Source organism: Rhodococcus mengyinensis, assembly GCF_048381435.1.
Taxonomy (GTDB): Bacteria; Actinomycetota; Actinomycetes; order Mycobacteriales; family Mycobacteriaceae; genus Rhodococcus_F; species Rhodococcus_F opacus_D.
This window is the reverse complement of the sequence record NZ_JBLWIT010000107.1, coordinates 1-26,000: the sequence shown is the minus strand read 5'-3', so window position 1 is coordinate 26,000 and position 26,000 is coordinate 1. Positions and strand designations below refer to the sequence as shown.

Below are 26,000 nucleotides of genomic sequence, written 5' to 3'. Positions count from 1 at the left end.
AGTGGTCGTGGAAGCGCGCACCCGAGGGTGTGGTGCGCACCGACGCGACAAAGGGGTGGCATGAGCGAAGTACCCGAACCGACGGAGATGACGAACAAGTCGGTGACCAAAGCGGTTCGGCTGCTACGGGAGTTGGCCGCGCACCCGCGCACCGGCGCCACCGTGACCACGCTCGCGAAGGGGGTCGGGATCTCCCGGCCCACCGCGTTCCGTCTGCTCTACAGTCTCGAACGCACCGGGCTCGTGGACCGAATCGACAACAACTACATCCTCGGCTGGGAAATGGCCCGCCTCGGACGGCGCGCCGACCCCTACGCCGGACTCGTCGCGCGCGCGCAACCGCTGCTGCAGGAGCTGGCCGACAAGTTCAACGAATCGGTGACGCTGTCGGTGCCGAATTCGCAGGACGGCCTGGACCTGGTCGCCGAGGCCGCCGGCTCGCACGTGGTCGGGATCATGAGCCGCATGTCATCGCACATGGTCGGCCAGCAATATCCGCTGCACGCCAGCTCCACCGGCAAGGTACTGCTCGCCGAGATGCCGCTGGACAAGGTGCTCGCGCTGCTGCCCGAGAAGCTCGAGGCCTATACGCCCCACACCATCACCGATCGTGCCGTTCTGCTCCGGGAACTCGATCAGGTCCGCGAGCAGGGGTTCGGCATCATCGACAACGAACTCGAAGAAGAACTGATTTCGCTGTCGCGGCCGGTGCGGGACTCCTCCGGCACGCTGGTGGCGATCTTGACGCTCAACAGCCCCCGCTACCGCTTCGGGCGCGACCGCATTCCCGAAGCGCTCCAGCAGATGCAGGCCATCGTCGAGCGCCTCGTCGAGGTGTTCTGGCAGGACGCGGTGGGCGAATAGTCCCGCCGATCAGCCATTCTGCGTGAATCACCGGGAACCGGAGCCCTGGTACGGACTCCGGTTCCCGGTGCTCTCTGCGGATGCCTCTTGTGAATCCGCTTGGAGGGGTTTCGGTCAGGTTCGTGCGCGCCGACCGACGCGGGGGGCCGAGGTTTCGCTCAGGTTGCGGCCCATCGTTTCCGGGGCGAGGACCTGAGAGACCACGGCACCGACGACGCAGATGCCGGCGGCGATCAGCATCGTCACCCCGCTTCCGAGGTTGTGCATCGACCACGGCAGGAAGAACGTGCCCAGACCCGCACCGACCCGGCTGAACGCGGTCGCGAAACCGGTTCCCAAGCCGCGGATCTCGGTCGGGAAGATCTCCCCCGGGTAGACCCCGGTCAGGGCGGTGGACATGGCGTTGGCGAACGCGAAGACCAGGAAGCAGATCAGCACCACCGCGGGCGGCGCGGACGTCCACAATCCGATGATCAGCAGGACCACCGCGCAGACCCACTGCTGCGGGATGGTCAGCTTCCGCCGGCCGACACGTTCGATGAGCAGGACCGAGACCATGACACCGACCAGGGCGAGGCCGTTGACCCCGATGGCGCCGACGAGTCCGTCACCGAGGCCGTAGCCCTCCAGCACACTGGCTGCGAACGTGGCGATCGCGAAATACGGTGCCACCGCGCAGAACCAGAAGATCGAGATGAAGATGGTCGCCCGCCGGTAGGCCGGGGAGAACAGCATCCCGAAGGTGCCCTTGCGGGTGCCCTCGTTGGCGATGTCGACGACGTCGGACGGGTCCTCGAGGTAGGCGTGGGCGATCTCGGTTGCGTCTTCGGTGCGCCCCTTGTTCATCAGCCAGCGCGGGGATTCGGGCATGCCCAGCCGAGCCAGGAACAAGATCACCGCCGGAACGGTGCTCGAGCCGAGCACGATGCGCCAGTCGAGGGACCACACGGTGGTCATCAGGAAGCCGGAGACGAAGGCGAACATGAAGCCGACGTACCAGGCGACCTCGCAATAGGCCAGCAGTTTGCCGCGCAACCGTCGGGGGGCGAATTCGGAGAGCAGTGGCCAGCCGACGGAGTAGTCGGCCCCGATCGCGATGCCCATCAGCAACCGGACGGCGAACAGTTGCCAGGCCGAGTCGACGAAGAACTGCATAACCGATCCGAGGATGAAGATCGCCAGGTCGATCGCGAACAGCGGCTTGCGGCCGAGTTTGTCGGCCAGCCAACCGCCGAGGGGGCCGCCGACGAAGATGCCGATCAGCGCGGAGGCGCCGATCAGCCCCTCCCAGTACAGCGACATATCCAAATCGAGGGTGATGGCACCGATGACGGTGCCGACGATGCCGAGGATGTAACCGTCGATGAACATGCCACCGGCGATCACACCGGTCAGCTTGACCAGGAACCGCTTCTTGTCGACCGGCCCTGGGTCGGCCTTCGTGCCGACCGGGCCGTCCTCATACTCTCCGACGGAATCCGTGTTGGTAATCGTCACCAGGTCACTCCTTGCTGGTGCGCGTCGACATGACAGCCGACGTGGACGGTGTGAATGCCGTCCGGGGCGGGGAAGGCGGGGATGAAGTGTGCGCGTGTGTCGGCGGCACCGTGTTCAACCACCGACATTCCAATCGTTCAATAAGTGAACGCCACGCTCAAAAGTGTGACATGGACCTCATGGCCCGTCAAGACCCCGCCCCCACGTCTGCGACCAGTCGCGCCGCCCCCAAGGGTGGATGCCGGGCCGATCGGGGTGGCACGATCTGTTAAATATCTGTTCCCCGTACCATAACTCGCGGTCATCGCGTGCTGGCACGCCTCCGCACGCGGCCCGTCGCGACAGGACCTGCGACCGCCGCGAGTCCGGCCTTCGTCTTGACAAGCTGTGACCCGCACCGCACTATCAACAATCACACAAAATGAACGTGCTGTTCAGAAACTGAAGATTCGTGGCCAAATGAACCACAGTTGCCGGACGGTCCTGCCTCTGGTGGACGGAATCGACCCACAGGGCACACGATGGGAGAGTTTCAGTGCGGTTGATCAATCTCGATGGCCGCCTACAGGTGTCGACGCGAGGCGGCCTCATCGATGTCGAGGCGGAAAGCCACGGCTACTTTTCTGCCGAACCGCAGAAGATTTACGAGCGGTGGGCGGAGTTCGTCACCTGGTACACGGGTAACCGCGACCGGGTCACCCCGACACAATGCGGCGGAATCGACCGGGCTCGGCTGGGGGCGCCGGTGCCGGCTCCGCGCCAGGTGTTCGCCGTCGGATTGAACTATGCCGACCACGCGGCGGAATCCGGGGTGGAGCGGCCCGAGTCGCCGGTGATCTTCACCAAGTTCGCCTCGGCGATCTCCGGCCCGGTCACCACGGTCCCTCTTCCCTCGGAGACGGTGGACTGGGAGGTCGAACTCGTGGTCGTGATCGGCCGGGGTGGCCGCAACATCCCGGCCGATCGGGCATGGGAGTCCGTCGCGGGGTTGTCTATCGGACAGGATCTGTCCGACCGCGGCCGGCAGTTGGCCGGACCGGTTCCGCAGTTCAGCCTGGCCAAGTCGCATCGCGGGTTCGCCCCGATCGGACCGGCGCTGGTGACGATCGACGAATTCGACGATCCGAACGATCTCACGCTCGAGGCCGGCATCAACGGCGAACTCGTCCAGTTCGGACGCACCGCACAGATGATCTTCCCGGTTCCGGCGTTGATCGAGCACCTCTCGCACACCCTCGAGCTCTATCCCGGCGACGTGGTGTTCACGGGAACGCCCGCCGGTGTGGGGGTGGGCCGGACACCACAGCGGTTCCTCGTCCCCGGTGACGTGCTGCGTAGTCGTATCACCGACATCGGCGAACTCGTCCAGACCTTCACCTCCCGCGAACCGGTCGCTGCGCTGGGGTGATCGGGGCACCCTGCCAACGGTTGACCGCAATTCTCCTGACGGGCCACGGCGGGCTCGAGTACCGCACCGACGTCGCTCTCCCCGGAGCCGATCGGGGTGAGGTGATCGAGGTCGCCGCTGCAGCGATCGACAACCACGGCCGCCTATCCGTTGTTGGTGCTGATTCCACCGACGCCACAGAAGTGACCGGGAGCGTCACCCACGGTCCCCCGTAAATCCATCGAATGGAGCGCAACACAATGACCTCGACCTCACCGTCGCTCGGCGCATGGCTGACACTCGACTCCGTCTTCGCCGTCGAACTCATGGTTCGCGCGGGATTCGACTGGGCCGTCATCGATTTGCAGCACGGCGCAATCGGTACCGACGCTGTCGTGCCTCTGCTCTCGGCCGTGCAGGGCGCCGGCGTCGAAGCCTGGGTACGCACGCAGGCGACGAACTACGCGCAAGCCAACTGGGCGCTCGACATGGGAGCCGACGTCGTCGTCGTGCCGCAGATCGGCTCGGCCGCCCAGGCACGTGAGGCAGTGGGTTTCTGCCGCTACGCCCCCGAGGGCCATCGCTCATGGGGACCGGTTCGGGCGGCACTGCGCCCAGCCTCGGCACCCCCTCAACGTGTTTACCTGATGATCGAGGACGCGAACGGCCTGGCCGAAGCCGAGAACATCTGCGGAACGCCCGGACTCGACGGGATCCTCATCGGTACGGCAGACCTCACGCTGTCCCTGGCCGGTTCCGCCTCGGATATCTTGGGGGGAGCCACTTTCGATGCCGTTCGCAGAATCGTCGAGGCATGCACTCGCCATGGACTGGACGTCGCTGCCTACGGCGGTAGTCAGGAAATGACCACGGCCTGCGCCGAGAACGGAATCCGGACCATTGCACTCGCCGCAGACTACGAAGTGCTCCACGAGGGAGCGCAGGCGGCCCTGGCGCAGGCCCGCGGGACGTACGCCGCGCGAGGTGTCCGCCTCTGACGGTGGCGTTGTTTGCCTGCCCGGCTACGTCAGGCGATCCACACGGCAACCGGATCGCCGAGCACGGCCTCGTCGACCTCGATCCCGGACCGGGACTGTTAGTGGGCAGGATGCCGCCGTCCTCGATCAGCCCGCCTGCCTTCGAGATCTTCGGCCCGATGCAGTCGGCGACATCGTGCGCAGAGGCGAAGGCGATGTCGTCGTCCTGCTGGGCGAGTTCGTCGACGATGATCGGATACGGGCAGCGCTGGCGGCGACGGGCAGCGAGGTTGACCTGAAAGTGTTCGTATTCCGAACGCATCGATTCGAAAGTGTGACGGGGACCTCGGTGGCCGTCAAGCCTGTCTCGGGCCGAGTCTGAATCGATCGTCTCCCGCCGACGCCTTGCGCCCCCCCTGGCTCGACTCAGACAGCCAACGTCGCCCGGGGACGAGCTCGACTGCACCCGAGAGCTATGGCTATCTAACCATATGGAGCGCAATCAATTCGAACAGAGCTGCAGAATCGATTCGGACGAACAATTCTGACATTCGGGCGAACGAGGAGCGGTGTGGATCCTCACCCGACCTCAGGCCGCTCGTGTACTCGACCAGCGACCCTCAATGCTTGACAGGGTGTGACGTAGGACGCAATACTTACGTCGGTTTGAACGATGCGTTCACTTTATGAACACATCTTGAGTCCATCCCGCTTGACCGGCGCGTGCGCCAGCCTATGACCCGAAGAGGAGTCGTCATGCTTACTTCCACCATCGACCAGGCGCACTACCGGAATGTGATGGGGAACCTGCCCACCGGTGTGGTCGCCCTGTCCGGCATCACCGCCGATGCGGAGTTCCCGTGCGGCCTGGTGGTCGGTACCTTCCAGTCGTTGTCGCTGGATCCGCCGTTGGTCAGCTTCAGTGTCGCGCACACCTCCACCAGTTGGCCGAAGGTCCGGGCCGCCGGACGACTGTGCGCCAGCGTCCTCTCCGCCGGCCAGGAATCGGTCTGCCGCGCACTCTCGAGCAAGCAGCCCAACAAGTTCACCGACATCGACTGGTCCCTCTCCGAGGCCGGATCACCCCGGATCGACGGCGCCCACGCCTTCGTCGACTGCGAGGTCACCCATGAACTCGACGGCGGCGACCATGTCATCGTCATCGCCCGGGTGTTGCAGATGGACGCCGGACACGGCGAGCCTCTCGTTTTCCATCAGGGCCGACTCGGTGGAATCCGGCAACTGACCGCCGCCTGACCCACGACTCGGCCGAGGTGAGATACGCCAAAGAAACGGGTGAGCAATGAACGAGCAGAAGACGGCTGCACTGGTCGCAGTCAATTTGAGCGAGCCGTCCGAGATTGCCAACAAGTCGGTGACCAAGGCTGTTCGTCTACTGCGCGAGCTCGCTTCCCGACCCAAGACCGGTGCGACGGTGAGCACCCTTGCCAAAGCGGTCGGAATTTCCCGTCCCACCGCGTTTCGTCTGCTTTACAGCCTCGAGCGGACCGGCATGGTGGACCGCATCGACAACAACTACATCCTGGGCTCGGAAGTGTCCCGACTCGGACGGCACGCCGACCCCTATGCCGGTCTTGCTGCCCGGGCTCAGCCACTACTGCGGCAGCTGGCCGACCAGTTCAACGAAACGGTGACGTTGTCGGTGCCGAATGCGAAGGATGAACTCGACCTCATCGCCGAGGCCGCCGGATCGCATGTCGTGGGCACCACATCCCGGATGTCGCATCACATGATCGGCAAACAGTTTCCACTCCACGCCAGCTCCAGCGGCAAGGTGCTCTTGGGTGAGTGGCCGATCAAGAAGATCGTGGGCCGGTTGCCCGAAAGGCTCGACGCATTCACAGCGCACACCATCACCGACCGCACAGCCCTGCTGGCCGAGCTCGATCAGATCCGCGAAAGCGGCTTCGCACTCATAGACAACGAACTCGAAGAAGAATTGATCTCCCTCTCCCTTCCCGTCAGGGATTCGTCGGGGAATCTGGTGGCGATCGTGTCCCTCAACGGTCCGCGATATCGGTTCGGCCCCGACCGCATTCCCGAAGGCCTTCACCGGATGCAGCAGCTCGTCGAGCGTCTCGTCGATGTCTTCTGGCAGGATTCGACAATCGCTTGACCGGTACCGCAACAGATATGCCCCTGAACGCAGCATGTCGATCTCCACGAAACGGGAACGTACTGAGCGGGATACATATAGTGTTCGGCGCCGCCGCGGACCTCCCGTTGCCGATCCGTCAGCAGCTCACCCAAATCTGCCATCTACGTTTCCGTGATCGACGCGCTCGACGAGGTCAGGATCGCACCATTTGCGGGACCGCAGTGACAACAGCACAACCACCCGGAAGTATCGGGAATCGCGACGGAAGGTCGGTGTGGTGACGCCGTACCGCTCGACGAACTCGTGCTGTTCGACGAACCGAAGGTCACCGGACGTGCCGGGCACCGAGTACTGCCGATTCGGCATGCGCCACGTGCCCGTGTCAGGTACGTCCCACATCTGCACGTTGGCGGGCAACAGTTTCCAGCCCTGGTCAGTGTGCAGTTCGAGGTTCGCGGCGACCTCGATGGTCGCGACCACTCCGCTGACGGACAGTACTGGCTGAGGGGAGAACCCCGGGTACCTGTCGACGTAGAAGACTCCCCGGCCGACACCGTTCGGCCGACTCTCGACCTCCTCGGCCAGTGATCGGAGCTCGGCGGGAAGCTGCTGCTCGTCGAGCCACGAGAGGGCGGTGGTCACGGTGTCACCCGGGTGCCAGACGGAGTCTGCGGAGACAGGCTCGTCGTCGACGAAGACCGTGAGCGTCTGGGGTGAGGCATGGTCAGGTGTGCGTCGTGGTCGTTCGTCGAGCATCGTCAGACCCCGCGCAGTAGGCGGACCGATGGGCGAAGCCATCGGGTGCGGGGTTACCGTGCAGCAGACGATACGCGCCCGCCGCATCGGTTCGACCGCCGCTGCCGCACTGAACGCGGCAGCGGCGCCGGCGGAGGGCCGTACGATCGATGCAAATCAGTACGGCAGAGACGAGCAGCTGGGGCGGTCGACGATGGCCTGACCTTCGCAGAGCATGCCCTGCTCGTCGTCGTCGAAACGGTCGCGCCGATCCCGGTCGCGGGCATCGCGGTCCGACTGTGCGGCCACCGCGACATCGGTCCCCGACGAGGCGGGCATGGCGTGCGCGATTCCGGCTGCGCCGGTGAGAGAGAACGCGACCGCGGCGAACATCAGGCCGGCGCGAATGGCAGTGTGGCGAAACATGCGGTGTCCTTGGTGGTGTGTGGTCGAGTATTCCTTGGCCACAACAACACTGCCGTCCGGACATGCGGTTCGACAGACACCCTAGGGTGCGCGTTGCCCACCCCTGTGCGAACGCCGGGAACGCGTCCGGGCTGAGCGGTGCCGTCGTGAACGTAGATGACCAAGGGCTGTTCGGGTCCTACCCGCCGCAAACAAAACCTTTGATAGCAGTATCACGAAATTCTATTACCACCCCGCCATCATGTTGTTTCATGATCTTTGGGAGCGTCCATCGTCATGAATCGGAGCACCCATGAATTCCACCGTCAGCGCACCCGGCTGGCAGAAGTCCGTCTTCGACGTTCTGCGCGAAGGAGATGTCAAGCAGATCGCGTACGTACCGGACGCCGGCCACTCGTACGCAATCCAAGCAGCGATCGCCGACCCCGGCATCGAAGACGTCGTCCTGACCACCGAGGAAGAGGGCGTCGGACTTGTCAGCGGCGCGTGGCTCGGCGGGCAGCGCGCGGTCCTGCTCATGCAGAGCAGCGGAGTCGGCAACTGTGTCAACATGTTTTCCCTGCTGGAGATGTGCAAGTTCCCGTTCCTCACGCTGGTGACGATGCGTGGTGAGTACGCCGAGTTCAACCCCTGGCAGATCCCCATGGGTTCGACCACGCAGCAGGCCCTCGAACTCATGGGCATCACAGTTTTCCGGGTCGACGACCCCGATCAGGTCGGCGAGGTCGTCTCCGCCGCCTTCGATCAGGCTTTCCTCGCTGGTGAGCGCGTCGCAGTGCTCCTGGGCCAGCGGCTCATCGGACGCAAGAAATGGGAGCGCAAGTGAACGCACACGACTCGACCATCGGAACCCTCGCCGGCGAACGCCTCGACCGACGCGATTTCGTCGCGACACTGCTCGACCGGGCGCCGGAGGCACTGGTCGTCACCGGTCTCGGCTCCCCCTCCTATGACGTGTTCGCCGCCGGGGAGCGTGACCGCAACTTCTATCTGTGGGGCGCCATGGGCGCCGCCGTACCCACCGGCCTGGGCCTCGCGCTCGCTCGCCCGGACGAGTCCGTGGTCGTCATCACCGGTGACGGGGAGCAGCTCATGGGCATCGGCGCGCTCGGATCGGTCGCGGTCAAGGCCCCGAAGAACCTCACCATCGTCGTCGTCGACAACGGGCACTTCGGCGAAACCGGCATGCAGCGCAGCCACTCGAGCCTCGGCGCCGATTTGGCCGGCATCGCGTCGTCGTTCGGCATTGCCCGCACCGAACGGGTCCGCGACCTCGCCGACGCCGAGCGTGTCGCACGGATCGTCACCGCCCGGGAAGGTACGACCTTCGTTCAGGTGTTCATCGAGCAGACCGAGCCGCCGCGCGCCCTTCCGCCCCGGGACGGCACGGCGGTGAAGAACAAGTTCCGTGCCGCGCTCGGCCTCGACACGTTCTGATGGCCGACACCGAAGCGAAAGAGAACACTGTCATGCAGAAATACCTGCTCCATATCGACGGCCAGCAGCGCCCCTCCGCTGACGATTCCTACTTCGAGACCGACAATCCCTTCACCGGCCGGCCGTGGGCGCAGATCGCGCGCGGACAAGCATCGGATGTCGAGGACGCCGCCCAGGCCGCGCACCGTGCCATGACCACGGGGCCGTGGGCGAGCATGAGTCCCAGCGCCCGCGGTCTCGTCCTCCAGCGCGTCGCCGACGTGCTCGAGGAGAACGCCGAATTCCTCGCCCGCATCGAGGTCCGCGACAACGGCAAGCTCTACAACGAGATGTTGGGCCAGTGCCGGTATCTCGCGCAGTGGTACCGGTACTACGGCGGTCTCGCCGACAAGACCGAAGGCCGCGTCGTTCCCGTCGACAAACCGGGATACTTCACCTACACCCGGCGCGAGCCCATCGGGGTCGTCGGAATCATCACCCCATGGAACTCACCGCTGCTGCTGCTCACCTGGAAGCTGGCACCCGCGTTGGCCGCTGGTTGTTCGGTGGTCGTCAAGCCCTCCGAATACACCTCCGCCTCGACGTTCGAATTCGTTCGTATCCTCGAGCAGGCGGGCCTGCCTGCGGGAGTGGTCAACGTGGTCAGCGGATTCGGGCCGGACGTGGGCGGGCCGCTGGTCGAGCACCCCCTGGTGCGCAAGGTGGGATTCACCGGCTCCGACGCGACCGGGCGGCACATCGGCGCCGCGGCGGCGCGTGGCCTCAAGCGGGTTTCGCTCGAACTCGGCGGAAAGTCACCGAACATCGTCTTCGCCGACGCCGATCTCGACGCCGCGGTCAACGGCGCGGTGTCCGGAATTTTCGCCGCGACCGGTCAGACCTGCATCGCCGGAAGCCGGCTTCTGGTGCAGCGATCCGTGCACGACGAGGTCGTCGCCAAGCTGGTCGCGCTGGCCTCGACCGCGCGGATCGGTGACCCGATGTCCCCCGCCACCCAGGTGGGGCCGATCACGACTCGGGACCAGCACAAGAAGGTCCTCGAGTACATCGACATCGCCACCGCCGAGGGCGCACAACTCGCACTCGGTGGCGGCGTGGCCACCGGCACCGGAACCGATGGGTGGTTCGTACAACCGACAGTGTTCACCGGGGTGAGCAATCAATCCCGGTTGGCGCAGGAGGAAGTCTTCGGCCCGGTGCTGGCGGTGATCCCGTTCGACACCGAAGACGAGGCGATCACCATCGCCAACGACTCGAAGTACGGTCTCGGAGCCGGGGTCTGGACCACCGATCTGCCCCGCGCGTTCCGCATGGCGGAGGCGATCGAGTCCGGGACGGTCTGGGTCAACACCTACCGCGCGGTCAGCTTCATGCTGCCGTTCGGCGGGGTGAAGGACTCCGGTATCGGTCGGGAAAACGGTGCCGAGGCAATCGACGAGTACCTCGAAACCAAGAGCGTGTGGATCAATACCGGGGCACCGACCGGCAACCCGTTCGTCCTGCGCTGACCCCCGCGCCGAGGGTCGTCTGTCGACTGAGAGGCAGGCACGATCATTCGCGTCGAGGAGGCCCGGCGAGGCCCGTGGTGTTCTCGACGAGCGTCTCGAGAACGAACCTCTGAAAGCCTGCGGCGACCGAGGAGGTGAGGGGTCGATCGGCCTGGATCATGCCGATCGTTCGCCAGGCATCGCGATCGCGGAGTTCGACCAGTGCAGTTCCGTCGGGAGGGGCGGCGACGGCCGGCGGGGCAGGGACAACTCCCACGCCGACTCCGGCCGCGATCATGGCGCGCATCGTGCCGACCTCGGTGACCGAGAACGCGATTCGCGGGGCGAAGCCGGCAGCTCGGGCGAGACGGTCGGTGAGCTGGCGCAGCCCGTACTCCGGCGTGAGCGCCACGAAATCGTCCTCGGCGACTTCGGCGAAACTCACCGTCTTGCGGCGGGCCAACCGGTGACGGACGGGAACGAGCAAACGAACCGGTTCGGTGGCCACTGGTGTCCACACCAGGTCGTCGACGGAGGGCTCGGGTGCCACGAAACCGAGATCGGACCGCCCGAGCCGGATGTCGTCGACAACCGAATCTGCTGCAGCACCGCGTAGTTCGAATCTCACCTTGGGATGTTCGGCGCGATACCCGCTGATCAGTTCCGGAACCAGCCACTCGCCGAGGCTGTGCAGGAAGCAGAGGGAGACGGTGCCCTCGTTCGGATCCGCGAGGGTGCTGATCCGGTTGTGTGCGGAATCCACCTCGCTCAATGCGCGCAACGCATGCGCGCGGAGAATCTCGCCGTACCGGTTGAGATGGAGCCGATTGTGCCGCCGGTCGAACAAGCGCACCCCGAACCCCGTCTCCAGCCGGGCTATGGCCCGCGACAACGTCGGTTGCGTGACATGCATCTCCGCGGCGACAGCGGTGATGTTCTCCGATTCGGTGAGGGCGACGAACCACCGCAACTCCTGCAAGTTCACTGCCTGAGCTTATACGCGAAGCGTATGAGAGTCGGCGGATATCGGCATTTCACAAACACCCGCGGGAGCGCGACAGTGAAAGGGCACTGACACGACTGCCCCGGCAAGGAGAATGACGTGAGTACCGAGCGTTCGGATTTTGCTTCCCGCCCTGTGCATCGGCCCTTGGAGGGTGTCGTGGTGGTCTCGCTCGAACAGGCGATCGCGGCACCGTTCGCGACCCGGCAACTCGCCGACCTCGGTGCGCGGGTGATCAAGATCGAACGTCCCGGCGTCGGAGATCTCGCACGCGGATACGACCGAACGGTCCAGGGGATGGCGAGTCATTTCGTGTGGACGAACCGAGGGAAGGAGAGCATCGAGCTCGACGTTCGCTCCGAGGAGGGCAACCGGATCCTGCACCAACTCGTCGACCGCGCCGACGTCCTCGTCCAGAACCTGGCACCCGGCGCGGCAGGGCGCCTCGGCATCGGGGCCGACCGCTTGCGGGAAACCCACCCACACCTGATCACGTGCGATATCTCCGGATATGGCCGCGGCGGCCCCTATGAGGCACGAAAGGCCTACGACCTGCTGATCCAATGCGAGGCCGGACTGGTGTCGATCACCGGAACCGAGGACGAGCCCTCGAAGGTCGGACTGTCCATCGCGGACATCTGCGCCGGCACGTATGCCTACTCGGGGATCCTCACCGCCTTGCTCGATCGTGGGCGGACCGGCCGAGGCGCCAACCTCGAGATCTCGATGCTCGAGGCGCTCGGCGAGTGGATGGGGTACGCCGACTACTACGCCCGATACGGCGGGTCGGCGCCGAAGCGGACGGGAGCGAGCCACGCGACCATCGCGCCGTACGGACCGTTCACTGCGGCCGACGGGGAGGTCGTCAACCTGGGTCTGCAGAACGAACGCGAATGGGACGTGTTCTGTCGTGTCGTGCTGCAGGCGCCGGAGCTGATCGACGATCCGCGGTTCGTCACCAACGCCGACCGGGTCGCACACCGCGCCGAGCTCGATGGCGTCATCGCCGACGTTGCCGCAGGCCTCACCGGCGCGGACCTCGTCCACAGGTTGGAAGCGGCGAAGATCGCGTATGCCCGGCAGCGCACGATGGACGAGTTCGCCGAGCACCCGCAGCTCGCGGCACGCTCCCGGTGGGCGCAATTCGATTCCCCCGTCGGACGGCTCGAAGGACTACTTCCCCCGGTGACGGTGATGGGCGCCGAACACGAGATGCGCCCCGTACCAGGTCTGGGGGAACACACCGACAGCATCCTGACGTGGCTCGACGAGTACGCAGCGGTCGGGTCCTGACACACACTCTTCCCTCCGCCGTCGGCCGAGTCGCGCCGTCGGCGACGAACTACCGAAGGAGAACTACCTTGAGCAGCAGCGAAAACCAGGTCGAGCAGTCGGCGCCACCGGTCACCGGCTGGCCCGGCCGCTACTTCGAAGACTTCGAGATCGGAGACGTGTACCGGCACCCACTCGGCCGCACGGTGCTGCCGGTCGACAACTCGTGGATGACGCTCCTCACCCAGAACACGGCGCCGATCCACTTCGACGCGCACTACTCGAGTCAGACGACGTGGGGTAAGCCGCTCGTCGACTCCACCTTCACCCTTGCCCTCGTCACCGGGCAGAGCGTCACCGACATCTCCCAGCACGTGCACGCCAACCTCGGTTGGGACCGGGTGCGCCTGCCGAACCCGGTATTCGAGGGCGACACCATCTACTCCCAATCGGAGGTCCTCACCAAACGAGAGTCCGCTTCCCACAGGGACATCGGCATCGTCACCGTGCGCACCATCGGGTACAACCAGGACGGCACCATCGTCATCACCTTCGAACGGACCCTCATGGTGTATCGCAAGGGACACGGACCGCACACGGCAGGCGTCGACCCCAAGTGGGACGACCGGTCACGGCGCGCAGCCGGCATCGAGTAGTTGATCGAGTTGCCGGGCAGGCAGGGCCGGCGCGGCAACACCTTGGGCGTCGAATACCGAGCCTTGTGGACGTTTGTGGCTGTTCTGCCATGCCCCGCGACTGGCCGGTCTCGGCAGATCATCAACCACCCCAACGATGACCCAGAAGGCTTCTTCGCCGAATTCATCGACCGAGCCTGGAATTCGCGGTACTTCTCGAGCGCTCTGTATTCCGCCAGTCTGCGGCACAAGGTCCGGGCCGGTGCCGTGCGTGGAATCTTCGAGTCGATGGTGGAACTCTCCGACCAGGGCGATCTGATGAACCGCTTCCTGGCGATACCCGCGCCCAAGATGTTCATGTATCGACAGCAGAACGCATCGTTGTCGTATTTGGAACACCTGTCTGCCCATGGTGTGGAGGTCGCCGAAATCCGGATTTTGTGCCGCCCGCGCTCCGAGCTACATGCGGCAGTGCCGTCTAAAGCGAATGTAAGGAAAGCGGACCATCCCTTCCCTCTCGCTGTGGCGGCGACCACATTGGTGTCAGTGGCTATGCATCATCACAGCAGTCGAGGAAGGAACATCATGCGACACACGACTTCGAACCCCACGTCGTCGACCGGCGAGAGGCGGGTTGTTGCGAACGTGGTTCGCGGCTGCATCGGCAACCTCGTGGAGTGGTACGACTGGTTCGTCTATGCAGCGTTCAGTGTGTTCTTCGCGGCGTCCTTCTTCCCACAGAGCAGCACGACCGCCCAGCTTCTCTCCACCGCACTGGTTTTCGCCGTCGGATTCCTGATGCGCCCGATCGGTGGGTACATCCTGGGCCGATACGCGGACCGGTACGGGCGCAAGAACGCGCTGACGTTGTCGGTGCTGATGATGGCCGCAGGATCGCTGATCATCGCTGCGACACCGAGTTTCGAGGCGATCGGCATGCTCGCCCCGGCACTGCTGGTGATGGCGCGACTGATCCAGGGACTCTCCGTGGGAGGCGAATTCGCTTCCAGCGCAACGTACCTGTCCGAGGTCGCGACGCCCGGCCGCCGCGGCTTCTACTCGAGCTTCCAGTACGTGTCGATCATCCTGGGTCAGCTCGCTGCGCTCGGTGTCCAGATCATTCTGCTGCAGCTGCTGACCATCGACCAGATGCAGGCCTGGGGTTGGCGTATTCCGTTCGTGATCGGCGCGATCGCCGCCGTGACCGTGATGCTCTTCCGTCGCGGGATGGACGAATCGGACCAGTACAAGGAGGAAGCGGCCCAGATCGCTGCCGAGAAGGCATCCGGCACGCAGCCGTCGGCCAAGCGCGGCACCCTCCGACTGCTGCTGCAGTACCCGAAGCAGCTCGCGATGGTCTTCGGCCTCGCGATCGGCGGCACCGTCGCGTTCTACACGTACACCACGTACCTGCAGAAGTACATGATCAACACCTCGGGGATCGCCCCGGAAACGGTGGCGTGGATCAACTTCGCCGCACTGTTCATCTACATGCTGCTGCAGCCCGTGGCCGGACTGATCTCCGACCGCATCGGTCGCCGCAAGGTCATGCTGTTCTTCGGTGTCGGCTCGACCGTGCTGACCGTCCCGATTCTGACCGTTCTCGGCAACACCACCAACGCGTTCGTGGCGTTCGGCCTGATGATGACCGGACTGGTCATCGTGACCGCCTACAGCGCGCTGAGCGCGATCGTCAAGGCGGAGCTGTTCCCGACGAAGGTCCGCGCGCTCGGCGTCGGGTTGCCGCACGCGATCACCGCCGCCCTGTTCAGCGGCACGGCCGAGCCTCTCGCGCTCGCGCTCAAGCAGGCCGGACATGAATCGGCCTTCTTCTACTACGTCGTCGGCTGCTCGGCACTGACCCTGGTCGCCGCGCTGTTCATGGCCAAGGGCAAGGGCGGCACCACCCTCGATCCGGAGACGGAGAATCCCGCCCGCGACGGACGTGAGGAAGACCGCGACGACCGCCGACTCGAGCGTGTCTGATCCCTCGTCCTCCGGCATTGTTCCCCGGGCGCACCGCGGCCGGGGGACAATGCCGGTTATGCGCATCGCGGTGGTCGAGGACGACGACGGCGTCGGCAACGCACTCGTTGCGGGTCTGACCCGGCAGGCGCACCAGCCCGTGCGGATGAAGTTCGGGTCCGAACTGCTGCTGCACCACGGCGAGGTGGACTTCGTCCTGCTCGATCTCGGGTTGCCGGACCGCGACGGGCTCGAGGTGTTGCGTCAGCTCCGCCAGGTCAGCGCCGTCCCCGTCATCATCCTGACCGCCCGCGACGACGAACGTTCGGTGGTGCGCGGCCTGCGCGGCGGCGCCGACGACTACCTGGTCAAGCCGGCGCGCATGTCCGAGCTGTTCGCTCGCATCGAAGTGGTGCGCCGGCGAAGCATGGCCGTCGAAGGCGGCGCACCCCGTGAAGTGGTCACCGGCGACGTCCGCGTCGACCTCGATTCCCGCACCGTCACCGTGGCGGGAACAGAGGTGGACCTGACGTCGAAGGAGTTCGCCCTTCTCGAGATCCTGCTCGAGAACCCGGGGGCTGCGGTCAGCCGTCAGCAACTGATGGACCGGGTGTGGGGGGACGCGTTCGTGGCGGTCTCGCGGTCGCTCGACGTCCACATCGGCACTCTGCGCGCCAAGCTGGACCGGCCCGGGTTGATCAGCACCATCCGTGGTTTCGGCTACCGGTGGGTGTGCTGACCTCGGGGTCGAAACGACATGCGCCGACGGTTACTGCTGATTCTCGCGATACTCGGATCCTGCGCGGTCGCGAGTTTCGCGATTCCCCTCGCGCTCGCGACCGCGGACTCGCGGACGCAGGAGTTCACACTCGGCCGCGAGGGAGACATCCAACGGTTCGCCGTCCTCGCCGAGGAGTACGTCAGGACCGGCGACCCGGCCCGGATCGCCGGCGAGGTCGAGGCCTACGACGACGTGTACGGCGAGGGCGTTCTGGTGGTCTCCACGCGTGGTGTCCCGACCCTCGGGGTGGGCCTCGACGGCGACGAACCCGGAATCGACGCCGCGATTCGCAGCGGACTGCGCAACGAGCGGGTCTCCACCGTCGACCGGCTGTTCCCGTGGAGCGCCGACGAGGCCCTGTTCGTCAAGCCGGTGGGGTCGGGCGCTCAGGTGAACGGCACCATCGTGCTGCGTGCCTCGACCGCCGAGGCCCGCTCCGACATCCTCCGGCAATGGGCCGTGATCGCGGCCGGTGCCGTGCTGGCACTGGTCGCTTTCGGTGTCCTCGCGATCGCCTTGAGCCGGTGGGTGCTCGGACCGCTCGCGAACTTGTCCAAGGGAATCGTGCAACTCATCCGCCGGATGCCCGACGCGAGGACGCCGCCGAGTTCCGTGCCACCGCGATCCGTGCTGCCGGCCACGGCCGCAGGCGGGCCGCCCGAGGTGCGCCGGCTCGCGCATTCGTTCGACGTGATGTCTTCGGCGGTGCTGCGGGCAGCGGACGCGCAACAGCGCCTGATCGCCGACACCGCCCATCAACTGCGGAACCCGCTCGCGGCGTTACAGTTTCGCCTCGACCTCCTCGACGACGGGATACCGGACAGCGCACGCGAGGATTACCACAGCGTGACCGAGGAGGCCAAACGCTTGCAGACCATTCTCGACAGTCTTCTCTCGCTCGCCTCGGCCGAGACGCCGCGCTTCGGGGTCGATCGGTCCGAGGCGGCCTGCGACGCACTGTCGGTGGTGGCCGACCGGGTCGACTTCTGGTCGGTGACGGCCCGCGAACGTGGTGCGCGTCTGGTCACCGTTGCAGCCCCCGACGTCGACCATGTTCCGGTCGCGATCGCCGAGAACGATCTGTCCCAGGTGCTCGATGTGCTGATCGACAACGCCTCCCGGTACGCAGGCCCACACCCCATCATCGAAATCGGCGTCGTCGTGGAACCGTCGCACGATCACACTCCGGTGTGCGTGTGGGTGGCCGACGACGGTCCGGGAGTCCCGGAAGAGTTGCGCGGCAAGCTCACCGAGCGCTTCTTCCGGGTCAGCGACCAGGTCGGAACGGGTCTCGGCCTGTCCATCGTCGAGGTGGTCGCCGCAGCCTACGGCGGGCGTCTCGTCATCGATGAGGTCCCCGCGGGCGGACTGCGCGTACGCTTGTGGCTCGAACCGCACGTGGAGAAGCTGGACGATGATTAACCGGCGACAGTTCATCGGCGGTGTGGCCGCAGCGGTCGCACTGTCCGGGTGCGCCCGTACCCAGCCCTCGGGGACGTATGAGATCGCGTCGGGTGAGCGCGACGGATTCCAGTCCGAGTTCGCCGAGTTGCTTGCGGACGTCCCGCCCCCCTCGGGCGGGGACCTTCGGTTGACGGTGCGCTACACCACCGGTTCCCTGGAGAACCTCTCGCTGCTGGCGTCGGGTGAGGTACTCATCGGGCTGACCCTGGCCGACTCCGCTGTCGAGTCGGCCACCCCGATCGTGGCCATCGGCCGGGTGTACGAGAACTATCTCCAGTGCGCGGTGCCGGCCCGCTCACCCTTTCACGCGATGAAAGATCTTCGGGGCCAGACGATCAGCCTCGGCGCCCCGGGCTCCGGCACCGCGCAGACCGGAAGGCGGGTCCTCGAGGCGAGCGGTCTGACCCTCGACGACGTGACGGTGCGCCCGGTCTCACTCACCACCGTCCTCGACTCCCTGCGCGACGGTACGGTCGCCGCCGCACTGTGGGCCGGTGGCGTGCCCACCCCGGCGGCGATGCCGCGGCCCGGGCACGGTCCGGACGGCGGAATCCGGCTACTCGACCTGTCCGCCGAGTACGTCGAGATGCGCAGGATCTACGGGCCCATGTACGAACCGGTTTCGGTCCCTGCCCGGACGTACGGTGACACTGCCGAGACCGCGACGGTGGGGGTTCCCAGCCTGCTCGTCGCCTCGCCGCAGCTGCCCGACGCCGTGGCCGGTGCCCTCGTCGACCTTCTCATCGATCGAGCCCAGGACCTGATTCCCCCCGACACCGTCGGCGCGCAGTTCCTCGACGCCCGATCGCTGATCCAGACAGCCGGCGTCCCTCGCCATCCGGGGGCTGTCGAGGCGTACCGCCGTCACCACGGTTAGAAGGCGGACGGGTACCGCCGGCAACCTCAAGTACGTGTAAAACCTGGCCCCCACCCGATTGACTATGGCGCGTACATAGAGGCAAAATGGCCGTACATTTCGAGGAAGGCTGGCTCCATGGCATCGCAGACCGCCCTACCGCTCGCGGGGATCACCGTCGTAAGCATCGAACAAGCAGTTGCTGCACCCTTCGCGACCCGGCAACTGGCCGACCTCGGTGCCCGCGTCATCAAAGTGGAACGTCCCGACGCCGGCGACTTCGCGCGTCGTTACGACGAGACGGTGCACGGCGAATCGAGCTACTTCGTCTGGCTCAACCGTTCCAAGGAGTCGCTGACGCTGGACCTGAAGTCCGACGAGGGCCGCGACATCCTCGAAAAGCTGTTGTCCACAGCGGATGTCTTCGTGCAGAACCTTGCGCCCGGCGCCGCAGCCCGAATGAACCTCGACGCCCAGTCGCTCCAGCAGCGGTATCCCGCGCTGATTCCGTGCGACGTGTCCGGCTACGGCAACACCGGTCCCTGGTCCGATCGCAAGGCCTACGACATGCTCGTCCAGGGCGAATCCGGTCTGATGTCGCTGACCGGCCCCGACGAGTGCCCGTCCAAGGTCGGTGTGTCGATCGCCGACATCGCGGCCGGCATGTACGCCTACAGCGGGATCCTGTCCGCGCTGTACACGCGTGCAACCACCGGCACCGCCCGCGCGGTGGAGGTCGCTCTGTTCGAGGCGCTCGGTGAATGGATGGGATCGCCCGCCTACTACACCGAATACGGTGGCACGCAGCCCAGCCGGGTCGGGGCCGAACACGCGACGATCGCCCCGTACGGCCCGTTTCCCACCGCCGACGGCACGGTCCTGCTGTCGATCCAGAACGACCGCGAATGGTCCGCCTTCTGTTCGGAGGTGCTCGGCGACGAGTCGATCGCCACCGACCCACGTTTCTGCCGCAACTCCGCGCGGGTGGCGCACCGTGAGGAATGCAACGCTCTGATCTCCGCGCGGACGCGTCTGCTCAACACCGACGACGCCCTCGCCCTGCTCGACAAGGTGTCGATCGCCAACGGCAGGCTGGGCTCCGTATCGGATTTTCTGACCCACCCATCCCTGGCCGGCCGTGACCGCTGGCGTGAGGTGGAGACCCCGGGCGGCCCGGTGCGAGCGCTGCTGCCGCCGGCGAACCTCAGTGGTGTGGAACCTCGATTCGATCCGGTTCCGGCTCTGGGTGCGCACACCGATGCCATTCTGAGGGAACTCGGTTACAGCGGCGCGGCGATCTCCGAACTGCGTACTGCCGACTCGATCTGAGGCTGGGCAGTGCCCCGCGCAGTGGCGTCCGATGGAACTCGAATCGCGTACCAGGTCAGCGGCGAAGGACCGCCGCTGCTGCTGCTCGCCGGTCAGGCCAACAATCACCATTGGTGGGATCGTGTTCGCGCGGACTTCGACACGCACTTCCGCACCATCACGGTGGACTTCCGCGGCACCGGAGCAAGCGACAAGCCCGAGACCGGTTACAGCACAATACTGTTCGCCGACGACGTGATCTGCGTGCTGGACTCCCTCGGAATCGGGAGGGCGCACGTCTACGGCACGTCGATGGGAGGCCGGGTGGCGCAGTGGGTCGCCGCGCGTCACCCGGAGCGTGTCGACGCCCTGATCCTCGGTTGCACCTCGCCCGGTGGAACGCACGCGGTGGAGCGCAGCCGGGAGGTGCGCGCGAGCCTGGCGCAACCCGATCCCGACCGGTCACGCCGCGCCCTGTTGGAGTTGATGTACACACAGGATTGGATCGGTCGAAATCCCGGTCCCTACAACACCCTCGGTGACCCGGACATGCCCGCGCACACCAAGCTCGCCCACCTGCGGGCCAGCAACGGCCACGACGCGTGGGATGCGCTGCCGTCGATCAGTGCGCCGACCCTCGTCCTGCACGGGACCGACGACCTTCTGTCCCCGGTCGACAACGCTCCCCTGCTCGCCGAGCGGATCCCGAATGCCCGCGTGCGGTTGCTCCCCGGCGCACGGCACGCGTACTTCGAAGAAGATCGCGCTGTCGCGGGCGCCGCGGCGATCAGCTTCCTCATCGCACCGTGAGAATTCGCTTACGAGTTGGGTTGAGGCGCACTAGTCATCGGATCCGGGCATGACGATACCGACCTTCGCGGCACCGTTGCCGTGGTCGCGGGCGGCGGCGAGTGCGGCGGGAGTGTCCTCGAGGTCGAACATCTTCTCGAGGCAGTGGTCGACCTCGATCGTCCCGGTATCGATGGCCTCGACTGCCGCCCGGAACGACAGCAGCCCGGCCTCGGACTGCGTACCGTTGACCCACTCCATGGTCAGGGATTTGCGGAATGAACGCTCCACGGGGAACAGGGCGTTGCCCTTCGATTCGGGGTAACCGAAGAATCCGACCGTCCCGCGAATACGCGCGGCTTCGACCGCGGCGGCACGGGCGAGGTCGTAACCCGCGGCCTCGATCACCAAGTCCGCACCGACGCCGCCGGTCGCGTCGAGCACGACGTCGGAGATCGACTCGACCGGTTCGAGGACGGTCCGTGCCGCGCCGAGCCGTTCAGCGATGGCGAGGCGGTCCTTGTCCAGGTCGGCGACGATGACCTCGACGCCCCGAGCGATCAAGTGCTGCAGGTAGAACAGACCCGAGGAGCCGGCGCCGATGACCGCCGCGGTCTGGGGCATACGCTCGACCGGGGTGTCGGCGGGCAGAAACTTCTTCATTCCGAAGAGAGTGGTGCCGAGTTGCTGTGCGAGCAGCATGCGCCGTAGGTCGACGCCGTCTTGCAACATGATGACGTGGCTGGCGTCGACGGCCTGGTACTCGGCGAAACAACCACCGCGCTGACCGTGGGGAACGGTCAGCACTGGCCGTCCGACCTCGACATCCGAATTCTCGCTCCGAACAACAATTCCCACTCCTTCGTGGCCCGGATAGCCAGGTCTTCCGAGAAGCTCGGGGTTGTGGAATCCGTCGAAGACGATATGGACGTCGGAGCCGCAGATCGAGGCGTATCGCATTTCCACGAGCACTTGGTTCGGCTCCGGGACCGGCCGGGAGAAGTCGCGAACTTCGACGACGCCGGGTGTGGTCACGCATGCTGCACGCATTCATGCCTCGCTTGGGTGAGTCGGTGCGGGAGTCGGAGGACGCAGCGGATAGTCCCTCGGCGCGCCTTCCTGGATGGTGGTCACCGTATCGCACGCAGTCGGCGGCGACAAGAGGAATCCCCTCGGTTCCGGGGAGGCAGCAGCGACTCGAACCAGGTGCAGCACAGTCGCTTCGACTCAATCGGGTTGCCATGCCCGCTCGTCATCACTCCATCAGAAGTTGGCATTATCGCGCCCGGTCCATCAGGTAGCAGAATCACCTGAGTCACTACAACGAAGTGAGACCCAGATAACTACTTCGAGCCGAAGTAACGCAGGCTACCGAGGGGTGGGGTGCATGATCGGTGTGCCGCACTCGACGCCGATCACCCGAGGAACGTAGTGCATCCCAGCGGCGCCGAAACCCTCAGCCCCTGATGCGGGTTCGTGACGGACCGGACCGTCGATCGGTGAAGCTCGCAGCCAGTGCAGAATCCATTCCCACCACAAGGAGTCGCCATGACCCCCTCCACACCGCCGCAAGCTCACAGAACCGATGATCGATCAGAGGAACCGCCTCGCTCGCGCAGTCACTATGTCAAGTCGGTGCTGGTCGGTTCCATCGGCAACATGATCGAATGGTTCGACTGGTTCGTGTATTCGACTTTCGCAATCTATTTTGCCGGACAATTCTTTCCGAGCGACGACCGCACCGCGCAGCTCCTGAACACGGCGGCCATCTTCGCCGTCGGATTCCTGGCGAGGCCTCTCGGCGGCTGGTTGCTCGGGCGTCTGTCGGACCGCAACGGCCGTAAAGCCGGTCTGACGGTGTCCGTCGGAATGATGTCTGCGAGCGCCTTGATGATCGCTCTCGCGCCGAACTACGAGACGGCCGGCAATCTGGGAGCGTGCCTGTTGGTCACCGCGCGCATCCTGCAGGGACTGTCGGTCGGTGGCGAGTATGCCGCGTCGGCAGCGTATCTGACCGAGGTATCCAAGAAGGGCTGGCGGGGTCTGGGGGCGAGTTTCCAATACATCTCCGTCACCCTGGGGCAGCTCGCCGGCCTGCTGGTCCTCATCGTCTTGCAGTTCTCCTTGTCCGACGAACAGCTGACGTCGTGGGGTTGGAGAGTGCCGTTCGCGATGGGTGCCATCGGCGCCGTCGCGGTCTTCTACCTGCGGCGCGGAATGCACGAGACGACGGCCTACTCGGTTGCCGAAACGGTCGATACCGAAGATCGCCGGGGAACACTGGCCGAGGTATGGCGCAACCGGCGCGCCGCCGTCGTCGTCTTCACCTTGACCCTCGGCGGCACCGTCGCCTACTACACCTACACCACCTACCTGACCAGCTACTTCGTGAACAGCGTCGGCCTCGAGAAGTCGCAGGCCTCGACGATCAGCTTCATCGGACTGCTCGTCTTCCTGGTCCTCTTGCCGATCGGTGGATACGTCTCCGACCGTATCGGCCGGCGGCCCGTCCTCATCTTCTTCGGCATCGGCACCACGATCGGAACGTATCCGATCCTGCAGGGAATGCAGAACAATCCCACGTGGCTCACCTGCCTGCTGCTCACCGTCCTCGGGCTGGTGTTCGTGGTGGGGTACTCGTCGGTCAACGCGGTGGTCAAGGCCGAACTGTTCCCCACCGGAGTGCGAACGGTCGGTGTTGCCATCCCGTACAGCATCGCCACCGCCGTGTTCGGGGGCACCGCCCCATACATCGCTCTGGCATTCCGCGACGCGGGCCGGGAGAGTTGGTTCTTCATCTACGTCTCGATCTGCGCGGCCATCTCACTGATCACCTACGTGTTCATGCGTGAGACCAAGGACGTCAACCTCATCGCCGCGACGGCAGCCCCGGGACCGACCGACCGCGCGCAGCACTCGGCCTCGAAGGGGACACCGATCACCACCGTCCAGGGTTGAGAAATTGGTATTCTCTGTTGTGATCGATGCCGCTCCTGCATATCGCCTGCTGATGGTGCGGGCCGGCGGGTAGCTCGGGAAGGTGGGTCGTCCGGTGGACGTCAAGCAGTTGACTGCACTCGTTGCAGTGGCGGACGCCGGGAGCGTGACCCGCGCAGCCGAACTACTCCACTTGGTTCAGCCGGCAGTGACACGCCAAATTCACACGCTCGAACAGGAACTGGGTGTCCCGCTGTTCGAACGTAGCCGTGCGGGAATGGAATTGACGGAGTCCGGCCGGCTCATGCTCGAGCGCGCCCGGAGGGTGCTGTCCGAACTCGAGCGTGCGCGGGCCGAGATCCGACCGAATCCGGGGGTGCTGCAAGGGATCGTGACGGTCGGACTTCTGTCCTCCACCTCCGAACTGCTCGCCGAACGACTCGTCGCGGCCGTATTGCAGGAGCATCCCGCCGTCCGGCTGCGAATAGTGTCCGGCTACGCCGGACACGTGCGGCAGTGGCTCGATGCCGGTGACATCGACCTCGGCCTGCTCTACAACCTGAAATCCACGTCGTCGCTCAACGTGCGGGCACTGCTCGCCGAGAACCTGTGGGCGGTTGCCCCGCCCGACGGCGGGCTCGACACCGGCCGACCGGTCACCCTCGACGAAGTCGCGAGTCACCCGGTCGTGATGCCCAGTGCGCCCCAAGGAATTCGGACATTGGTAGCGGAGGCGTGCGCGAGACTCGACATCGTCCTGAACATTGTCGTCGAGACCAACGAGGTGAGCATCCAGAAGCGGCTCGTGCGAGCTGGTCACGGCTGGACGATCCTGCCGGGCATCGCCGTTGCCGGTGATGTCGCCAGCGGTCTGCTCAGTGCGGCGCCGCTCCATTCCCCGGCGGTCGAGCGCACCGTCGCGCTAGCGTTACCGAGCGCCCCGCGGATCCCGCCTGCCGTCCACGCGGTGGCCGATCTGCTCGTCCGTCAGATGCGTGACGCCGTCGAGCGCGGTGAGTGGCCGTCCGCCCGCTGGAAACCGGACAACTGATCGCGCGCGGATCAGAGCCCTCCGCGTGCCACCAGCTGGCCGGCGATGACGTTGCGCTGGATCTCGTTGGTGCCCTCGCCGACGATCATCAGCGGCGCGTCGCGGAAGTACCGCTCGACGTCGTACTCGGTGGAATAGCCGTAGCCGCCGTGGATGCGCACCGCGTTGAGGGCGATGTCCATCGCCACCTCGGACGCGTACAGCTTGGCCATCCCGGCCTCCATGTCGCACCGGTCGCCGCTGTCGTACTGCTCGGCGGCATGTCGGGTGAGTTGCCGGGCGGCGGTCAGCTTGGTTGCCATGTCGGCCAGGTAGTTGCCGATCGACTGGTGCTTCCAGATCGGCTTGCCGAAACTCTCCCGCTGCTGCGCGTAGGCGAGGGAGTCCTCGAGGGCAGCAGCCGCGACACCGAGGGCACGGCAGGCCACCTGGATGCGGCCGGTCTCGAGGCCCTTCATCATCTGCGCGAACCCCTGGCCGGCAACGCCGCCCAGGACCGCGTCCGCCGAGATCCGGTAGTTGTCGAACGACAGCTCGCACGTCTCGACGCCCTTGTAGCCGAGCTTCGGTAGATCCCGGGACACCGTCAGACCGGGACCGTGTTCGACCAGGACGATCGAAATGCCCTTGTGCCGCGGGGTCGCCTTCGGGTCCGTCTTGCAGAGCAGCGCGATCAGGCCGGACCGGCGGGCGTTGGAGATCCACGTCTTCGATCCGTTGATGACGAGGTCTTCGCCGTCGGTCTTGGCGGTGGTGGACATGGCCTGCAGATCGGAACCGCCGCCGGGCTCGGTCAGCGCCATGGTGGCCCGGATCTCGCCGGTCGCCATCTTCGGCAGGTACTGCTGCTTCTGCTCTTCGGTGCCGAACTGTGCGACCAGCTTGGCCACCACCGTGTGACCGCCCATCGCCCCTGCCAGGCTCATCCACCCGCGGGCCAGTTCCTGGGTCACCTGCGCGTAGCAGGGCATCGACACCGGTGATCCGCCGTACTCCTCCGGAACCGCCAG

Annotated in this window: 27 protein-coding genes; 20 read left to right on the top strand and 7 right to left on the bottom strand. The window is 65.7% G+C overall.

Going from position 1 to position 26,000, the window contains the following annotated elements:
* Positions 1 to 60: 60 nt before the first annotated feature.
* Positions 61 to 864, top strand: a complete 804-nt coding sequence (locus ACNJ7E_RS22465) for an IclR family transcriptional regulator (protein WP_005249938.1) — start codon at positions 61 to 63, stop codon at positions 862 to 864.
* Positions 865 to 978: 114 nt separating this feature from the next.
* Here the strand turns inward: ACNJ7E_RS22465 and ACNJ7E_RS22460 are convergent, their stop codons facing one another.
* Positions 979 to 2,361, bottom strand: coding sequence for an MFS transporter (locus ACNJ7E_RS22460; RefSeq protein ID WP_418341001.1), 1,383 nt, complete (start codon positions 2,359 to 2,361; stop codon positions 979 to 981).
* A 535-nt stretch (positions 2,362 to 2,896) separates the two neighbouring features.
* Between ACNJ7E_RS22460 and ACNJ7E_RS22455 the strand changes: the two genes are divergently transcribed.
* The 6 genes from ACNJ7E_RS22455 to ACNJ7E_RS22430 all read left to right on the top strand — a co-directional run bounded on the left by ACNJ7E_RS22455 (position 2,897) and on the right by ACNJ7E_RS22430 (position 6,862).
* Positions 2,897 to 3,769 (top strand): fumarylacetoacetate hydrolase family protein, encoded by an 873-nt coding sequence (locus ACNJ7E_RS22455; RefSeq protein ID WP_418341000.1) that lies wholly within the window; start codon positions 2,897 to 2,899, stop codon positions 3,767 to 3,769.
* A gap of 20 nt (positions 3,770 to 3,789) precedes the next feature.
* Positions 3,790 to 3,984 carry a hypothetical protein gene (locus ACNJ7E_RS22450; protein ID WP_418340999.1) on the top strand — a complete coding sequence of 65 codons (195 nt, stop codon included), beginning with the start codon at positions 3,790 to 3,792 and terminating at the stop codon, positions 3,982 to 3,984.
* 24 nt (positions 3,985 to 4,008) lie between these two features.
* On the top strand, positions 4,009 to 4,746 hold the full coding sequence (locus ACNJ7E_RS22445) for an HpcH/HpaI aldolase family protein (RefSeq protein ID WP_280779454.1): 738 nt from the start codon (positions 4,009 to 4,011) through the stop codon (positions 4,744 to 4,746).
* Between the two features lie 2 nt (positions 4,747 to 4,748).
* Complete coding sequence (locus tag ACNJ7E_RS22440; protein ID WP_280779455.1) at positions 4,749 to 5,024, top strand: hypothetical protein; 276 nt, start codon at positions 4,749 to 4,751, stop codon at positions 5,022 to 5,024.
* Positions 5,025 to 5,481: 457 nt separating this feature from the next.
* Positions 5,482 to 5,982 (top strand): flavin reductase family protein, encoded by a 501-nt coding sequence (locus ACNJ7E_RS22435; protein WP_280779456.1) that lies wholly within the window; start codon positions 5,482 to 5,484, stop codon positions 5,980 to 5,982.
* Positions 5,983 to 6,028: 46 nt separating this feature from the next.
* Positions 6,029 to 6,862, top strand: coding sequence for an IclR family transcriptional regulator (locus ACNJ7E_RS22430; protein WP_418340998.1), 834 nt, complete (start codon positions 6,029 to 6,031; stop codon positions 6,860 to 6,862).
* A 126-nt stretch (positions 6,863 to 6,988) separates the two neighbouring features.
* Here ACNJ7E_RS22430 and ACNJ7E_RS22425 read toward each other — a convergent pair whose 3' ends face one another.
* Together ACNJ7E_RS22425 and ACNJ7E_RS22420 are read right to left on the bottom strand one after the other, a co-directional pair.
* The gene (locus ACNJ7E_RS22425) at positions 6,989 to 7,642 is read right to left on the bottom strand and encodes a hypothetical protein (RefSeq protein ID WP_418340997.1); all 654 of its coding nucleotides are present in this window, start codon (positions 7,640 to 7,642) and stop codon (positions 6,989 to 6,991) included.
* 114 nt (positions 7,643 to 7,756) lie between these two features.
* Positions 7,757 to 8,005, bottom strand: coding sequence for a hypothetical protein (locus ACNJ7E_RS22420; RefSeq protein WP_418340996.1), 249 nt, complete (start codon positions 8,003 to 8,005; stop codon positions 7,757 to 7,759).
* 292 nt (positions 8,006 to 8,297) lie between these two features.
* On the opposite strand from ACNJ7E_RS22420, the gene ACNJ7E_RS22415 reads away from it, so the two are divergent.
* From ACNJ7E_RS22415 to ACNJ7E_RS22405, 3 genes are read left to right on the top strand one after another with little or no spacing between them, the layout of a single operon-like run.
* Positions 8,298 to 8,831: a thiamine pyrophosphate-binding protein gene (locus ACNJ7E_RS22415; protein ID WP_283333195.1), complete on the top strand. Its 534-nt coding sequence runs from the start codon at positions 8,298 to 8,300 to the stop codon at positions 8,829 to 8,831.
* Complete coding sequence (locus ACNJ7E_RS22410) at positions 8,828 to 9,442, top strand: thiamine pyrophosphate-dependent enzyme (protein WP_418340995.1); 615 nt, start codon at positions 8,828 to 8,830, stop codon at positions 9,440 to 9,442. Before ACNJ7E_RS22415 ends, ACNJ7E_RS22410 begins: the two co-directional genes overlap by 4 nt.
* A gap of 32 nt (positions 9,443 to 9,474) precedes the next feature.
* A complete protein-coding gene (locus tag ACNJ7E_RS22405; RefSeq protein WP_418341006.1) occupies positions 9,475 to 10,950 on the top strand; it encodes an aldehyde dehydrogenase in 1,476 nt (491 codons plus the stop codon).
* 43 nt (positions 10,951 to 10,993) lie between these two features.
* On the opposite strand, the gene ACNJ7E_RS22400 is transcribed toward ACNJ7E_RS22405, so the two are convergent.
* Positions 10,994 to 11,914 (bottom strand): LysR family transcriptional regulator, encoded by a 921-nt coding sequence (locus tag ACNJ7E_RS22400; RefSeq protein WP_418340994.1) that lies wholly within the window; start codon positions 11,912 to 11,914, stop codon positions 10,994 to 10,996.
* A 117-nt stretch (positions 11,915 to 12,031) separates the two neighbouring features.
* Between ACNJ7E_RS22400 and ACNJ7E_RS22395 the strand changes: the two genes are divergently transcribed.
* Positions 12,032 to 13,225, top strand: coding sequence for a CaiB/BaiF CoA transferase family protein (locus ACNJ7E_RS22395; RefSeq protein WP_418340993.1), 1,194 nt, complete (start codon positions 12,032 to 12,034; stop codon positions 13,223 to 13,225).
* 68 nt (positions 13,226 to 13,293) lie between these two features.
* Positions 13,294 to 13,860 (top strand): MaoC family dehydratase, encoded by a 567-nt coding sequence (locus ACNJ7E_RS22390; protein WP_280779464.1) that lies wholly within the window; start codon positions 13,294 to 13,296, stop codon positions 13,858 to 13,860.
* Here ACNJ7E_RS22390 and ACNJ7E_RS22385 read toward each other — a convergent pair.
* Positions 13,834 to 14,250, bottom strand: a complete 417-nt coding sequence (locus ACNJ7E_RS22385) for a hypothetical protein (RefSeq protein WP_418340992.1) — start codon at positions 14,248 to 14,250, stop codon at positions 13,834 to 13,836. The two genes, ACNJ7E_RS22390 and ACNJ7E_RS22385, sit on opposite strands and share 27 nt — an antisense overlap.
* 174 nt (positions 14,251 to 14,424) lie before the next feature.
* On the opposite strand from ACNJ7E_RS22385, the gene ACNJ7E_RS22380 reads away from it, so the two are divergent.
* The 6 genes from ACNJ7E_RS22380 (at position 14,425) to ACNJ7E_RS22355 (ending at position 21,023) form a co-directional block, all read left to right on the top strand.
* The gene (locus tag ACNJ7E_RS22380) at positions 14,425 to 15,825 is read left to right on the top strand and encodes an MFS transporter (RefSeq protein WP_317569334.1); all 1,401 of its coding nucleotides are present in this window, start codon (positions 14,425 to 14,427) and stop codon (positions 15,823 to 15,825) included.
* 58 nt (positions 15,826 to 15,883) lie between these two features.
* On the top strand, positions 15,884 to 16,543 hold the full coding sequence (locus ACNJ7E_RS22375) for a response regulator transcription factor (RefSeq protein ID WP_009476313.1): 660 nt from the start codon (positions 15,884 to 15,886) through the stop codon (positions 16,541 to 16,543).
* Between the two features lie 18 nt (positions 16,544 to 16,561).
* Entirely contained in the window at positions 16,562 to 18,007 is a 1,446-nt protein-coding gene (locus tag ACNJ7E_RS22370) for a sensor histidine kinase (protein WP_418340991.1), read from the top strand.
* A complete protein-coding gene (locus ACNJ7E_RS22365) occupies positions 18,000 to 18,926 on the top strand; it encodes a TAXI family TRAP transporter solute-binding subunit (protein ID WP_418340990.1) in 927 nt (308 codons plus the stop codon). The genes ACNJ7E_RS22370 and ACNJ7E_RS22365 overlap by 8 nt, the downstream gene beginning before the upstream one ends.
* Positions 18,927 to 19,043: 117 nt before the next feature.
* A complete protein-coding gene (locus tag ACNJ7E_RS22360) occupies positions 19,044 to 20,234 on the top strand; it encodes a CaiB/BaiF CoA transferase family protein (protein ID WP_418340989.1) in 1,191 nt (396 codons plus the stop codon).
* Between the two features lie 9 nt (positions 20,235 to 20,243).
* Entirely contained in the window at positions 20,244 to 21,023 is a 780-nt protein-coding gene (locus tag ACNJ7E_RS22355) for an alpha/beta fold hydrolase (RefSeq protein WP_418340988.1), read from the top strand.
* A gap of 30 nt (positions 21,024 to 21,053) precedes the next feature.
* On the opposite strand, the gene ACNJ7E_RS22350 is transcribed toward ACNJ7E_RS22355, so the two are convergent.
* Positions 21,054 to 22,052, bottom strand: coding sequence for a zinc-binding dehydrogenase (locus tag ACNJ7E_RS22350; protein ID WP_418340987.1), 999 nt, complete (start codon positions 22,050 to 22,052; stop codon positions 21,054 to 21,056).
* Between the two features lie 498 nt (positions 22,053 to 22,550).
* On the opposite strand from ACNJ7E_RS22350, the gene ACNJ7E_RS22345 reads away from it, so the two are divergent.
* Together ACNJ7E_RS22345 and ACNJ7E_RS22340 are read left to right on the top strand one after the other, a co-directional pair.
* The gene (locus tag ACNJ7E_RS22345; RefSeq protein ID WP_280779471.1) at positions 22,551 to 23,960 is read left to right on the top strand and encodes an MFS transporter; all 1,410 of its coding nucleotides are present in this window, start codon (positions 22,551 to 22,553) and stop codon (positions 23,958 to 23,960) included.
* A 94-nt stretch (positions 23,961 to 24,054) separates the two neighbouring features.
* Entirely contained in the window at positions 24,055 to 24,990 is a 936-nt protein-coding gene (locus tag ACNJ7E_RS22340) for a LysR substrate-binding domain-containing protein (RefSeq protein WP_418340986.1), read from the top strand.
* Between the two features lie 11 nt (positions 24,991 to 25,001).
* Here the strand turns inward: ACNJ7E_RS22340 and ACNJ7E_RS22335 are convergent.
* Positions 25,002 to 26,000: acyl-CoA dehydrogenase family protein (locus ACNJ7E_RS22335; RefSeq protein WP_418340985.1), on the bottom strand; the 999-nt coding region annotated here is incomplete at its 5' end.